13 protein-coding genes are annotated in these 12,984 nt (G+C 66.5%); 6 read left to right on the top strand and 7 right to left on the bottom strand.

Translation table 11 applies throughout. From position 1 onward, the window contains the following. The first annotated feature begins 13 nt into the window (after positions 1-13). Positions 14-862: an Fpg/Nei family DNA glycosylase gene (locus ACPJW8_RS02975; protein ID WP_330188173.1), complete on the top strand. Its 849-nt coding sequence runs from the start codon at positions 14-16 to the stop codon at positions 860-862. A 44-nt stretch (positions 863-906) separates the two neighbouring features. On the opposite strand, the gene ACPJW8_RS02970 is transcribed toward ACPJW8_RS02975, so the two are convergent. Beyond that, a complete protein-coding gene (locus tag ACPJW8_RS02970) occupies positions 907-1,554 on the bottom strand; it encodes a hypothetical protein (RefSeq protein WP_330188172.1) in 648 nt (215 codons plus the stop codon). A 61-nt stretch (positions 1,555-1,615) separates the two neighbouring features. Between ACPJW8_RS02970 and ACPJW8_RS02965 the strand changes: the two genes are divergently transcribed. The 3 genes from ACPJW8_RS02965 to ACPJW8_RS02955 all read left to right on the top strand — a co-directional run bounded on the left by ACPJW8_RS02965 (position 1,616) and on the right by ACPJW8_RS02955 (position 4,839). Continuing rightward, positions 1,616-3,079, top strand: coding sequence for a PLP-dependent aminotransferase family protein (locus ACPJW8_RS02965; RefSeq protein ID WP_330188171.1), 1,464 nt, complete (start codon positions 1,616-1,618; stop codon positions 3,077-3,079). Between the two features lie 164 nt (positions 3,080-3,243). Beyond that, positions 3,244-3,828 carry a TetR-like C-terminal domain-containing protein gene (locus ACPJW8_RS02960; RefSeq protein WP_330188170.1) on the top strand — a complete coding sequence of 195 codons (585 nt, stop codon included), beginning with the start codon at positions 3,244-3,246 and terminating at the stop codon, positions 3,826-3,828. Between the two features lie 30 nt (positions 3,829-3,858). Next, positions 3,859-4,839 carry an RluA family pseudouridine synthase gene (locus tag ACPJW8_RS02955; protein WP_330188212.1) on the top strand — a complete coding sequence of 327 codons (981 nt, stop codon included), beginning with the start codon at positions 3,859-3,861 and terminating at the stop codon, positions 4,837-4,839. Here the strand turns inward: ACPJW8_RS02955 and ACPJW8_RS02950 are convergent. Further along, a complete protein-coding gene (locus tag ACPJW8_RS02950) occupies positions 4,811-5,341 on the bottom strand; it encodes an O-acetyl-ADP-ribose deacetylase (protein WP_330188169.1) in 531 nt (176 codons plus the stop codon). The two genes, ACPJW8_RS02955 and ACPJW8_RS02950, sit on opposite strands and share 29 nt — an antisense overlap. Positions 5,342-5,452: 111 nt before the next feature. Here ACPJW8_RS02950 and ACPJW8_RS02945 point away from each other — a divergent pair, with 111 nt between their 5' ends. After that, positions 5,453-6,076 (top strand): DedA family protein, encoded by a 624-nt coding sequence (locus ACPJW8_RS02945; RefSeq protein ID WP_330188168.1) that lies wholly within the window; start codon positions 5,453-5,455, stop codon positions 6,074-6,076. On the opposite strand, the gene ACPJW8_RS02940 is transcribed toward ACPJW8_RS02945, so the two are convergent. Beyond that, a complete protein-coding gene (locus ACPJW8_RS02940; protein ID WP_330188167.1) occupies positions 6,073-6,378 on the bottom strand; it encodes a hypothetical protein in 306 nt (101 codons plus the stop codon). The two genes, ACPJW8_RS02945 and ACPJW8_RS02940, sit on opposite strands and share 4 nt — an antisense overlap. A 33-nt stretch (positions 6,379-6,411) precedes the next feature. Further along, positions 6,412-9,246 (bottom strand): phosphoenolpyruvate carboxylase, encoded by a 2,835-nt coding sequence (gene ppc, locus ACPJW8_RS02935; RefSeq protein WP_330188166.1) that lies wholly within the window; start codon positions 9,244-9,246, stop codon positions 6,412-6,414. Positions 9,247-9,442: 196 nt separating this feature from the next. On the opposite strand from ppc, the gene ACPJW8_RS02930 reads away from it, so the two are divergent. Beyond that, positions 9,443-10,258 (top strand): DUF1684 domain-containing protein, encoded by an 816-nt coding sequence (locus tag ACPJW8_RS02930; RefSeq protein ID WP_330188165.1) that lies wholly within the window; start codon positions 9,443-9,445, stop codon positions 10,256-10,258. Positions 10,259-10,275: 17 nt separating this feature from the next. Here the strand turns inward: ACPJW8_RS02930 and ACPJW8_RS02925 are convergent, their stop codons facing one another. The 3 genes from ACPJW8_RS02925 to ACPJW8_RS02915 all read right to left on the bottom strand — a co-directional run bounded on the left by ACPJW8_RS02925 (position 10,276) and on the right by ACPJW8_RS02915 (position 12,914). Continuing rightward, positions 10,276-10,713 carry a hypothetical protein gene (locus ACPJW8_RS02925; protein ID WP_330188164.1) on the bottom strand — a complete coding sequence of 146 codons (438 nt, stop codon included), beginning with the start codon at positions 10,711-10,713 and terminating at the stop codon, positions 10,276-10,278. A 144-nt stretch (positions 10,714-10,857) separates the two neighbouring features. Beyond that, entirely contained in the window at positions 10,858-12,081 is a 1,224-nt protein-coding gene (locus ACPJW8_RS02920; protein ID WP_330188163.1) for an acyl-CoA dehydrogenase family protein, read from the bottom strand. Then, positions 12,078-12,914 carry an SDR family NAD(P)-dependent oxidoreductase gene (locus ACPJW8_RS02915; protein WP_330188162.1) on the bottom strand — a complete coding sequence of 279 codons (837 nt, stop codon included), beginning with the start codon at positions 12,912-12,914 and terminating at the stop codon, positions 12,078-12,080. Before ACPJW8_RS02915 ends, ACPJW8_RS02920 begins: the two co-directional genes overlap by 4 nt. Positions 12,915-12,984 lie beyond the last annotated feature (70 nt).

The following is a 12,984-nucleotide window of genomic DNA, read 5'->3' as shown; positions in this document are numbered from 1 at the left end:
CCTGAGGTGAAGCATGCCTGAGGGGGATTCGGTCTGGCGGGCCTGCGCCGAACTCCACGCTGCCCTGGCTGGCCAAAAGCTGACCGCCTCGGATTTCCGCGTTCCCCGCTTCGCTACCCTGAACCTTGCCGGCTGGACCATGGAGGAAGTGGTGCCCCGCGGCAAGCACCTGCTGATGAGGCTGCGCAGTCCCGAGGACCAACGGCTCACCATCCATTCGCACCTGAAGATGGAAGGCAGCTGGCAGGTGTACGCGCCCGGCGGCCGGTGGCGGAAGCCCGGCTTCACGGCCAGGTGCGTCCTCCGGACTGCTGCTGCTGACGCCGTCGGATTCTCCCTGGGCGAGCTGGAAGTGATCCGAACGGACCAGGAGGATGCCGCCGTCGGGCATCTTGGCCCGGACATCCTAGGCCCCGACTGGGACCCGGCCGAGGCGGAACGGCGGGTGCGGGCCGCGCCTGCGATTCCCATCGGCGTCGCGCTCCTGGACCAGCGGAACCTGGCAGGCATCGGCAACATCTACCGCTGCGAAGCCTGCTTCCTTGGCGGTGTCCACCCGGCAACCCCGGTCCAGGACGTGGCTGACCTGCCCGCGTTGTTTGTCCACGCCAAGCAGCTGATGGAAGCAAACCTTGGCGATGCACGCAGGGTGACGGTCCCTGGCCCCCGGGGCGGTGCGCTGCCGCGCGGCGGGCCGGACGGACGTTCCCGGTACTGGGTATACCGGCGCGGAAACCAGCCCTGCCTGCGCTGCCGGACGCCCATCCAGCATGGCCTTCTGGGCAGACCCGGCGGCGAAGAGGAACGCGACATCTGGTTCTGCCCGCGGTGCCAGCCGCTCCCGGCGACACAGACGGACTGAGCGGCAGGCCGACGGCCGACGGCGGATCGGGCCGCCGGGCATTCTCAGCCTGCGGGGGTAGCAGCCGCCGCGGGTTCGGACTCCGGATCTGCGGCCAGCTCAGGCTTCCTGGCCGGTTCCGGCACGGCGAAGAACGGCATCAGCAGCTGGACCAGCGGCCCGATGGCCAGCGCGTACACCACCGTGCCCGCACCAACCGCACCGCCCAGCAGCCAGCCGGCCGCGAGGACCACCACTTCGATCAGGGTGCGGCACAGCCGGACGGACCAGCCGGTGCGCCGGGCCAGGCCGGTCATCAGGCCGTCGCGCGCGCCCGGCCCGAACCTGGCACCGATGTAGCAGGCGGACGCCACGGCGTTGGCCAGCACCGCGCCGGCCAGCATGGCGATCTGGCCACCCAGGTGGTGGACGTCGGGAATCAGGGCCAGCCCAATGTCCGCAAACACCCCCACCAGGATGGCGTTGCAGAGTGTTCCGAAGCCCGGCATTTGGCGAAGCGGAATCCAGAACAGCAGCACCAGGAAGCTGACCACAATCACCACCAGCCCCAGGCTCCAACCGGATTTCAGCGACAGTCCCTGGTGGAACACGTCCCACGGGTCCAGGCCCAGTCCTGCCCTGATAAAAACGGCAAGCGAGAACCCGTATAAGGCGAGGCCGGTGAAGAGTTGAACGAGTCTGCGGGTTATCATGAACACCATCTTGGCTGAAAACTGGCATTGAAATACATAGCCAGTCTGCGATACTGGCTTTATGTCCGGCCACCTCTCAGCTCCAGCCCTTGCCCGCATGCTTGGCCCGTGGCAGAGCGGCACGGGCCCCGCCTACCGCGAGCTGGCCGACGTCGTCCGCCTCCTGGTCCTGGACGGCCGGGTTTCCCTGGATTGCGCTTTGCCCGGCGAGCGTCCCCTGGCTGAGACCCTGGGCATCAGCCGGACTACGGTGACGGCGGCCTACGCCCAGCTGCGCGAACAGGGGTTCCTCAGCAGCGGCCAAGGGGCGAAGGGCCGGACAAGGCTGCCACAATCGGTCGAAGCGGCCGCTCCCGGAATCAACGCACCGGACGGCATCCTGGACCTGGCCTACGCGGCGCTGCCGGCCAGCGGCGAGCAGGTGCACCGCGCCTTTGCCTCCGCGTTGACCGAGCTTCCCGCGCTGCTGCCGGGGTTCGGCTATGAGGTCCAGGGCCTGCGGGCGCTGCGGGAGGCGATTGCCGAACGGTACACGGCGGCCGGCGTGCCGACGTCTGCGGAAGAAATCCTGGTGACCTCGGGCGCACAGCATGCACTGAACGTCATCCTCCGCGCGCTGGTTGTCCGGACCGGCGGGAAGCAGGACAAGGTACTGGTTGACCACCCGAGCTACCCCAACGCCCTGGACGCCATCCGCGCCGTGGGCGCACGCGCGGTGCCGGTGGCGCTGCCCGGTTCCTCCCGAAACTGGGACATTGACGCGTGGGAGGGCGCCCTTGAACAGCACCGCCCCACCATCGCGTATGTCATCCCGGACTTCCACAACCCCACAGGCCGGCTCATGCCGGACCAGCAGCGGCGCCGTCTGGTACGCGCGGCCGCCCGCGCGGGAACGGTCCTGATTGCTGACGAGACGCTGCGGGAACTGAACCTGGACGGCATCTCCAGCCTGCCCATGGCAGCGTTCGGCCGCGGCGTTGTCTCCGTCGGATCTTTGAGTAAATCGCACTGGGGCGGACTGCGGACGGGCTGGATCCGTGCCGAGCCGGAGCTCCTGAACCGGTTTGCGGCGGCGCGCAGCAGCATGGACCTGGGCGGACCTGTAATGGAGCAGCTGGCGGCCGCCCACCTGGTCCGCGAACTCGACCGGCTGCTGCCTGAACGCCTCGATGCGCTACGGGCCAACCGTGCAGCGCTGCTGGACCTGCTGGCCGCGGAGCTGCCTGATTGGAAAACAGAGATGCCCGACGGCGGACTGTCCGTTTGGTGCCGGTTGCCGGGTCCCATAAGCACCGCGTTGACGGTGATCGCTCCGGAGTTCGGCATCAGGCTTGCCGCAGGACCGCGGTTTGGTGTGGGTGGCAGCTACGAGAGCCACCTGCGGATCCCGTTCACGCTTCCGCCGGAGAAGCTTCGCACTGCGGTGCTGGCGTTGCGGGCAGCCCAGGAGCGGTTGTCCTCTGCGCCGAAACTGCGCAGGAACCTGGACGATTCGCCGGCCGTCCCTGTCAATGCCATTGCGTGAGCTTTCTTCCGCGCCGACTCCCCCAATTGCAGCCGGCGCGGAAGAAAGAACTGCGGATGGCAGTTCCGTTGAGGGGCGCCGCCACCTTCGACATGCCATTCCCTGGACATGATCGAATCTTTCATAACGCAGTTATAGAACAATGTTATGAAACAATGGGATACATGGCAAGACCTGTAGTCCACGATGAAGCCCTCCGGCAACGGCTCCTGGACGTGACTGCTGAACTCGTGGACCGCGATGGCCCTGAAAAGGTCACGCTCAGGGACATTGCAGCGGCCGCCGGCACCTCCACCTCGGCCATCTACTCCCTGTTCGGCGGCAAATCACAGCTGCTCACCGCGGTCGTCAATTACGGCTTCAAGTCCTTCCATGCCTCCCAGGAAGCGGCAGGAAAAATCGGCCTGAAGGAAACCGGCCGGGCCTACCGCAAATGGGCGCTGGAGCACGACGCCCTCTACCGGCTGATGTTCGGCGGCGCCATGGATGCCTATGCCGTTGGCAAGGAACCTGCCGACGGCGGGGCCACCGTTGATGCCATGGCTCCCCTGATCGGGGCGGTCACCGCGGCGCAGGACGAGGGGCTGATTGGCCAGTACAACGTGCTGCTGATCGCCACTGCCTTCTGGGGGCAGGTGCACGGGCTGGTGAGCCTTGAACTGGCGCGCGGTGCCTCCATGCCGATCGACTGGGACGGCCTGTACGAGGCAACCCTGGACGCAGGCATCCGCGGCTGGGCACCAAAGTAGGGACCGCCCGCAAAGTAGAATGGACCGGTGATGCAATCCCCCCTTCCCGTGCGCGACGGCGTAAACGCAACCCGCCTGCGCCTGCCGGAGGACGGTCCGTGGGCCACCGCCATGGACTACATGATGCACCGCTGGGGCCACATCGATCCGCAGGGAATTGCGGACAGGTTCGACGCCGGTGAGATCGTTGGCGAGGGCGGCGTCCCCCTGGACCGGGCTACCAAACTCCAGGACCACACGTTCATCTGGTACTACCGCAGCCTGCCGCCGGAGACCCGCCTTCCGGTTGAGCTGAGCATCCTGCACCAGGACGAACACCTGCTGGTGGTGGACAAGCCGCACTTCCTGCCCACCACTCCCGGCGGCACCTACATCCAGGAGTCGGCGCTGGTGCGGCTGCGGAACCAGCTGAACCTGCCGGACCTGATCCCCATGCACCGCCTGGACCGCATGACGGCCGGCATCCTGCTGCTCTCCACCAACCCGGAAACCCGCGGCAGGTACCAGGTGCTGTTCGAGAAGCGGCAGGTCCAGAAAGAGTACGAGTGCGTGTCCGCGGCCGATCCCGCGCCCGGACATCCCGCCGTCGAGTTTCCCGTGGTGGTCCGGAACCGGATGACCAAGTCCCGCAACTACCTGCTGGCCGAGGTGATCGACGGCGAACCCAACGCTGAGACACGCATCGAACGCCTGCAAACGTTCGACGCCGGAACGCCGGCAGGTGCCGGGGCGCACCAGGGTGCCCCGCAGGCTCCACAACGGCGGGCCCTGTACCGCCTCGAGCCGCACTCGGGGAAGACCCACCAGCTGCGCGTGCATATGGCATCGCTTGGCCTGGGCATTGTGAACGACGCGTTCTACCCGGACCTGCTGGACAAGGCGCCGGACGATTACTCCAAGCCGCTCCAACTCCTGGCGCGCGGCATCCGGTTCATCGATCCGCTGTCCGGCAAACCCGTTGAGCACCGCAGCCGGCTGCAGCTCAGCGAGGCTCCCCCAGCACGGCCCTGAACTCGCCCTCCATCTCCGGGCTGAACAGGACAAACTCCACCAGCGCGATGGTCGTGCCGGGGTGCGACGCCTCGAATCCCTCCAGCGCGGTGGCAGCCGACTCGGCCACCTGATGCCCCGTCCACCCGTAGACCCCGCCGCCGATAGCCGGGAAGGCAATGGACTCTGCCCCCAACGAGTCGGCAACGCGCAGGCTCTCGCTGAAGCAGGAGACCAGGAGTGCCTTGTTGGTTTGGCCCGCGTGATGGTTGGGGCCCACCGTGTGGATCACCCAGCGGGCCGGCAGGTCGAACCCGGGGGTGGCAACGGCCGCGCCCGGAGCCAGCCCATACGGCAGGTCCGTGGCACGCAGTTCCTGGCAGGCCGCCAGCAGTTGGGGACCCGCAGCCCTGTGGATGGCGCCGTCCACACCGCCGCCGCCCAGCAGCGTGGAGTTGGCTGCGTTGACGATCGCGTCCACGGCCCGGGTGGTGATGTCGCCCTGCAGGATCTTAGTCAGCATGCTTCAGTCTGCCATTGCGCGCCCTGCGAAAACAGGGGCCGCCACGGGCCGTTCCGCCGCCCTGCCCACAGTGCCGCCCACAGCCAGGCCCAGGTGCGGTAACTTGTGCCCATGGACCTTGGCAGCATTGACCTGTGGGGGGCGGCGATCTATTTCTGGATCATCCCCGCGGTCCTTGGTGACGCCATTTTTCCACCAATGCCCTCGGAGATGGTGGTGATCACCGGCGGCGCCCTGTCAGCCGAAGGCCGGGCCAACGTCTTCCTGGTGGTGGCCCTGGCGGCACTGGCCTCCTGGATTGGGGACGTAGTGGTGTTCCAGCTCTTCAAACGCCGGCTCAGCCACCTGCTGGATCGCTGGAAATGGGGCAGGAAACTGCACAGCGGCATCCACCAGGCCATCGCCAAAGCCGGCCGCTCCTCCACGTACGGGACCATCATCGGAGCGCGGTTCATCCCGGGCGGAAGGCTTGCGACGTCGGCCGCCGCCGGTATCGGTGAGGTCACCACCCGCGGCTTTAGCCTGTGCGCCGGGCTGGGAGCCGTGCTGTGGGCGTGCTGGCTCACGGGCCTGGGCTTCGTCACCGGTTCCACCACCGGGCTGCCGTTCTGGGCCAGCTCCCTCATCGGGGTGGCGGTGGGGCTGGTGGTGGGTGCCGCCGTCGGAATTATTGTCACCCGACGGCGCGGCACCCGCTCCCCGGTTGACCAACCCGGTGCGGAACCGGAGTCCTAGACCGGCGCCCAGCGCCCGCGATTGCGGCGCAGGACCAGCAGGGAACCTGTCAGTGCAACGCGTTCGACGGCGTCACGCATCATGGCTGCCGACTCCAGCGCCTGCTGGTTTTCGCCACTGTATTCGGTGGGTTCCACCAGGAAGCGCAGGTTCAGCTGGGGCACTCCCCCGGCGATGTCCAGCTGGTTGGCTTCGACGTGGTGCCTGGTTTCAAGCGCTTCCACGGCTGCCGCCATCACGGACTCGGGAGGGTTGCCGGGCTTAAGGCCGGTGATCTTGAGTCGGGTCTGGAACGAAGGCATGCCACCAACCCTAACGCGCCCCGGATCCGGTAGTTACCCGGTGTTCCGCAGGCCTGCGGCCACGCCGTTGACGGTGATGAGCATGGCCCGCTGCAGCCGCTCGTCGATTTCCGCTTCCGTGATGGTCCCGTCGGAACCGCCAGCGCTGCCTTCGCGGATGCGGCGGAGCAGCTCCACCTGCAGGTAGCTGATGGGGTCCAGGTACTGGTCGCGGACTTCCAGCGAACGCTTCAGCGTGGGCTGGGCGTCCAGGAGGATGTGTTCGCCGGTGAGGGCCTGGACCTCGCGGACGGTGAGCTCATACTCCTCGCGGATGGCCGCGAAGATGTGGTGGAGCTCGGCGGGGACCAGCGTGGAAACGTAGTGGCCGGCAATGTCCATGTCCGTTTTGGCCAGCGTCATTTCCACGTTGGAGAGCACTGACTGGAAGAATTGCCAGCCCATCATCTCGGCGAGCTGGTCGGAGTTGCCTGCTTCCCGGGCCGCCTTGAGCCCGGAGCCCACACCAAACCAGCCCGGAACGATCTGCCGGGACTGCGTCCAGCCGAACACCCACGGGATGGCGCGCAGGCCGCCCAGGCCCGCCCCGGAATCGGGACGCTTGGACGGACGGGAGCCGATGTTGAGCGAGCCAAGCTGCTCCACCGGGGTGGATGCCAGGAAGTAGGCGGGCAGGTCCGGGTCCTCGATCAGGCTGCGGTACCGGGCAAATGCGGCGTCGGAAATAACTTCCATTACGTGGCCGTAGCGTTCGCGCTGGTCATCGGAGGTCCGCGGGCTGCGGTGCAGCGCGGATCCCTGCAGGACGGCAGCCAGGGAAAGCTCAAGGTTCTCGCGGGCCAGCTCCGGCAGCGAGTACTTGTCCGAAATGACCTCGCCCTGCTCGGTGAACTTGATCTCGCCTTCGAGCACCCCGTTGGGCTGGGCCATGATGGCCTCATACGTGGGCCCGCCTCCACGGCCCACGGAGCCGCCACGGCCGTGGAACAGGCGCACGCGGACGCCGTGCTTGGACGCGACGTCGCGGAGTTTCCGCTGCGTCTTGTGGATCTCCCACTGGCTGGTCATCACACCGGATTCCTTGTTGGAGTCCGAATAGCCCAGCATGATTTCCTGCACGTCCCCGCGCAGCCGCACAAGGTCGCGGTAGGCCGGAACGGACAGCAGCTGGTCCACGATTTCGGCAGAGGCCCGCAGTTCCTCCACCGTTTCCAGCAGCGGCGCGAAGCCGATCTTGGCAATCGGGGAATCGCCGTACAGGTTCACCAGGCCGGCCTCGCGGGCCAGGACTGCTGCGGCCAGGACGTCGTCAGCGCCGCGGGTCATGGAGACGATGTACGTTTCGATGACGTCGGGGCCGTAGGTTTTGAGGGCCCGGCGGATCTCCCGGAAGACGTCGTACGTGCCGTCAGCGGCGCCGTCGAGCTTAATCGGATGCCCGGACAGCGGCCGGCGGGACGCCAGCTCGGAGCCCAGCACCTCAAAACGTTCGCTGCGGCTGAGCTCGGCGTAGCGCAGGCCGGGGCCACCCAGCCGGTCCATCAGCTGGCCCACGGCGTCGTGATGCTGGTCCGCGTGCTCACGGATGTCCAGCGTGGCCAGGTGCAGGCCGAAGGACGCAACGGCACGCTGGACCCGGGCCAGGGCGCCGTCAGCGGCCAGCGCCCCGGAGTGGTTGCGCAGCGACGCCTCCAGCAGGGCCAGGTCCGCCAGGAGTTCGGGCGCGCCGTTGTAGTCGCGGCCGTGCTCGTGGGAGGAGCCGTTGGCCACGCGTTTGCCGGTGTTGATGAGCTTGGCCTTGATGCACGTCAGCTTCAGGCGGTAGGGCTCCTGCGCGTTCAGCTCAAGGACGCGTCGGTCCAGGCCGGGCAGGTTGACCAGGTCCTCCTCGATGGAGGACTGCAGATCGTGGTCCACGCCGGAGAGGGCCGTGGAGTTGGACAGGATGGTGATCAGTTCATCGATCATGCCGATGTTCAGCCGGATGGCCTGCTGGTTCTGGATCTGCAGGATCTCGCGCGTTACGGCGGCGGTCACGTTGGGGTTGCCGTCCCGATCACCGCCAATCCAGGAACCAAAGCGGATGGGTGCTGCCTTGCCCGCAAGGCTCACGCCCTGTTCGGCCAGGAGTTCGGAGAATTCGTCCAGCATCTGCGGCATGGCGTCAGTGAGGATGTTGCCAAGGTAGTAGATGGCGTTGCGGGCCTCATCCACAGGGGTGGGGCGGACCTGGCGGAGCTCGTCCGTCTGCCACATCTGGTCGATGATCTCGGACAACTGGCGGTCCTGCCGGCGCCGGGCCGAGGTCCCTTCCGCGGTGGGCCGGGCCAGCACGTCGGAGAGCTTGCGGATCTTGTCCAGCACGGAACGCCGCGACGCCTCGGTGGGGTGTGCCGTGAACACGGGGCGGACGTCCAGGGAATCCACCACATCCTGCAGGGCGCCGGGACCGGCCTTGCCGGCGATGTCCGCCACGGCCTTGGCCAGCCAGCCGTCCTTTTCCTCACGGGTGCGAAGTCCGCGGACGCGGTGCACCTGTTCGGCGGCGTTGGCCAGGTGGAAGTAGAAAGCGAAGGCGCGGACCAGGTCAGTCGCCTGCTCCAGCGGCAGGGAGGCGAGGAGTTCGCGGACCTGGGCAACGACGTCGTGCGCGCTCCACGGACCGGTGGCATCGGCACCGCCCCGGGCAGCCTCCTTGGATTCCTTGGTGAGCAGCCGGACCTGCTCCACGAGTTCAAGGAGTTCGGGCCCGTGCTGGCGGACCAGGGATTCACCCAGGAGGGTGGAGACACGCCGGACGTCGGCGCGGAGTTCGGCCGCCAGATGGGTGTCCAGGGCAATGCCCTTGTTAAATGCAGTGTGTGCCATGGAAGCTTCTTTCGAAGGTTTGGACTTGGGCCCGTACACTGCGCTGGATACTGTGAGCCACGTTACTGGTAAGGGATATTACCGTCACCGGCGCCAGAGAGGGAATCCGTCTCACCAACCGGGCCCTTGGATGTGCTGGAATGAAGAGCGTCCGGCGTGGGTTGTACCCGGCGCACAAGCTTAGACGGAGGATCACATGGGCACCACCACAGACCAACGCTTCGAACGCTGGCAGCGCTTCCGCACCAGCCGCAACCAGGCGCTGGCTGCCGAACACGGCTGGCTCACCCTCACCTCCTTCCAGTGGCTGGCGGACACACCTTCCGCCGTCGAACTCGTCCCGGGGCTCTGGGCCACGGACGGTACGACGGCGGCACTCACCGCCGGCGCGGAGGACGGACTGACGCTGGTGGACACCGGAGAACCTGTTACCGGCACCATTTCCGCCACCCTGGAGGATGAGGAATCGCTGATGTGGGTGCAGTTCGGCGGCGCAGATGGCACCCAGGTGCAGGTGGAACTTGCCATGCGCGGCGGCAAATACGCCATCCGCACCCGCGACGCAGGCTCCCCGGTGTTCACGGAATTCGACGGCGTGCCCACGTTCGACTTTGACCCGGCCTGGGAAATCACCGGCCGCTTCGAGCCCTACCCCGAACCTGTGGACGTACCGATCGCCACGGCCAACCCGCTGGTGGATGGCGTCCACCGCTCCGTGGGAGAAGTGGTGTTCCGGGTCCCCGGCATAGAACACGAGCTGCGGCTGCAGGCCGAAGAAGAGAAACTCGGCGCCCTCAACGTCACCTTCCACGACGAAACCAACGGCATCACCACCGACGAATGGCGCAAAGTCTTCATTCCCCGGCCCCGCCCGGACGGTTCCGTAGTCATCGATTTCAACAGGGCCATCAATTACCCCAGCGCATTCACGCCCTACGGCACCTGCCCCATGCCGGTCCGGGGAAATTCACTGGACGTAAAAGTGGAGGCCGGGGAGAAACTGCCGGAGTAATTTGTCCGGCCTAATAATTAGGCTGCTTTTTGCCCGCGGGCGGGCTTCTTGGTTGATTGCTGCGTGGCAGGCTGTTTGGGTGTTGCAGGTTCAGGGACGGGCTGGTCGGCGGGAGCCGGCTCGGCGGGAAGGACCTCGGCGGGGGCCGGTTCGGGCGCGGTTTCGGCATCCGGCTGCGAAGGGGTGTGTCCGACTTCGGCCCGCTCCCGGGCTTCCTGCCGGTTCCACCGGTAACGGTGAACCAGGTCTACGGCCGCGACGATGCCGGCAAACGGCGTCAGCGCTGCGATCAGGTAGACAAACAGCATCCAGGTCAGGGTTCCAATGGGCAGGTTCCGGTCATTGAGCATGGACAGGCCACCTGCCAATGCCACAGCCCAGAAGAGAACCACCAGGGCGAGCACCGCGGCCGCGGGGAAGTACTCGTTTCTGACAATCTTCCTGACCGTTTCCATGCACTGCCTCCTGCCCTGATGTCCGCGCGGCGGCAACCGCTCAAAATCAGTATGCAACTGGTAGTCGCAGGAACCCGGCAACACACGCGCCCTGGTGACTAAAGTAACAATTAAATCTGTCGATTCACCGCAACAACAGGGCTTCTACGTGATGGCCGAGATCCCGGTCACTGCCCGGCCAACAATCAGGGAATTAATTTCGAATGTCCCCTCGTAGGTGTAAATGGCTTCAGCGTCCGAAAATATCCGGGCCATCCGGTAATCGGTCACAATTCCGTTGCCGCCCAGAATGGACCTGCCCATGGCCACGGACCGCCGCATCATGGCGCTGGTGGTGGATTTGGCGAGGGCCACCTGCGCCATGTCCGCGGCGTCATCTTCCTGGAGTGCGGCGACCCGGACCATCATGCCCATCGACGCCACAGCATTTCCCAGCATTTCCACCAGCTGCTGCTGGATGAGCTGGAAACTGGCCAGCGGTTTGCCGAACTGCTGACGCTCGACGGCGTACTGCCGGGCAACGTCGAACGCCGCCAACTGCTGGCCTACTGCCTGCCAGCCCACCATGATCCGCGAGGCCCGCAACAGCTCCTTGGTGTCATCGAAGCTGTTGATGCCGGCCAGCCGGTCCCGCTCCTCGATCCTGACGTCCTGGAACCGGATGTCCGCGTTCTGGACTGTCCGCAGGGCAACCTTGTTCTCGATCCGGCTGCGGCTCACGCCCGGCAGGGTGGCGTCCAGGATGAAGCCGCGCACCGCGCCGTCCTCCTCATCGCGTGCCCACACCAGCATGTAGTCGCAGAACGTTCCGTTGCCGATCCAGCGTTTGGCACCGTTAAGCACCCAGTGGTCGCCGCCGTCGGACGTCACCCTCCGCGCCGTGGTGGCCATTCCTCCCGCCACGTCAGAGCCGTGCTCGGGTTCGGTCAGCGCGAACGCTCCGGTGACCCGGAGCCTGGACGCGTCGTCGAGCAGCCGGGAACGCTGGTCCTCGGAGCCGAACCGGTGCAGCGCCTCCACAAAAAGATCGTGGTGCACCAGGAAAAACGTGGCGATCGACGTGTCCGTCCGAGTCATCTCCGCGATGACCAGCCCAGCAAAGAGGTGGCTGTACCCGCGGTGCACCGGCGTGCTCAGCTCTAACGCGGCCAGCTTGGGCAGGATGTGGGCCGGAAACTCGGCGTTGTTCCACCAGTCCCCGGCGAACGGGGCGATCTCTGTGGCCAGGAAGTCCCGCAATTCGGCAAGCTTGCGCCGCTCGGAGTCGTTGAGCAGCTCTTCAAAGGCGTAGAAGTCCGGGCCGGGGAGCGCATCCAGCAGTTTGGATGACGGGACAGTTCCGGGAATGCCCGACGGCGGCCGGGTCACTTGGGTGCCATCCGGATGGCGCCGTCCAGGCGGATGGTCTCGCCATTGAGCATGGCGTTGTCCACGATGTGCGCCACGAGCTTGGCGTACTCCACCGGCAGCCCAAGCCGCGAGGGGTGCGGCACCTGTTTGCCCAGCGATTCCTGCGCCTCGGCCGGAAGCCCGGCCAGCATGGGCGTCTCGAAAATGCCCGGCGCAATGGTGACCACCCGGATCAGCGAGCGCGCCAGTTCCCGGGCCAGCGGGAGCGTCATTGCGGCAACGGCGCCCTTGGAGGCTGAGTAGGCGGGCTGGCCGATCTGCCCGTCGAACGCTGCCACGGATGCGGTATTGATGATCACGCCGCGTTCCGAATCACCGGGACCGGTCTCCGAACCAGGGTCAGTTCCCGGCCCCGTATCCGGGTGGCTTACAACCGGATCGGTGGCGGCCATGGCTTCGGCGGCCAGCCGGATCACGTTGAAGGTGCCCACCAGGTTGATTTGGATGACCCGGTTGAACACCTCCAGCGGCAGCACGCCGTCGCGCCCCAGGACCTTCCCCGGGGTGGCCACGCCTGCGCAGTTCACCACAACCCGCAGCGGACCCAGCGCCTTGGCAGCATCCACTGCCGCACGGACGTCGGCCTCGCTGGTCACGTCGGCCGGCGCAAATACCGCCCGGGCACCGGAGGTACTTCCCTCCATCAGCGACGCCGCCATCTGCGCACCCGCACTTCCCGGGAGGTCCACCAGCACCACTGAAGCACCGGCGTCGAACAGCATCCTGGCGGTGGCGGCACCCAGGCCGGACGCACCACCCGTAACCAGCGCAACAGCTCCTGCGACGTCCATTCATCCTCCTTGATGTGGCCTTAGTTAATGAATGCTAACTGAAATACCGGCGGCCCGCACCCCTTGCTGA

Origin of the sequence: Pseudarthrobacter sp. J47, from assembly GCF_049810315.1 — a bacterium.
GTDB lineage: Bacteria > Actinomycetota > Actinomycetes > Actinomycetales > Micrococcaceae > Arthrobacter.
Note: the sequence above shows the minus strand (reverse complement) of the source record. Positions and strands in the feature narration are given on the sequence as shown.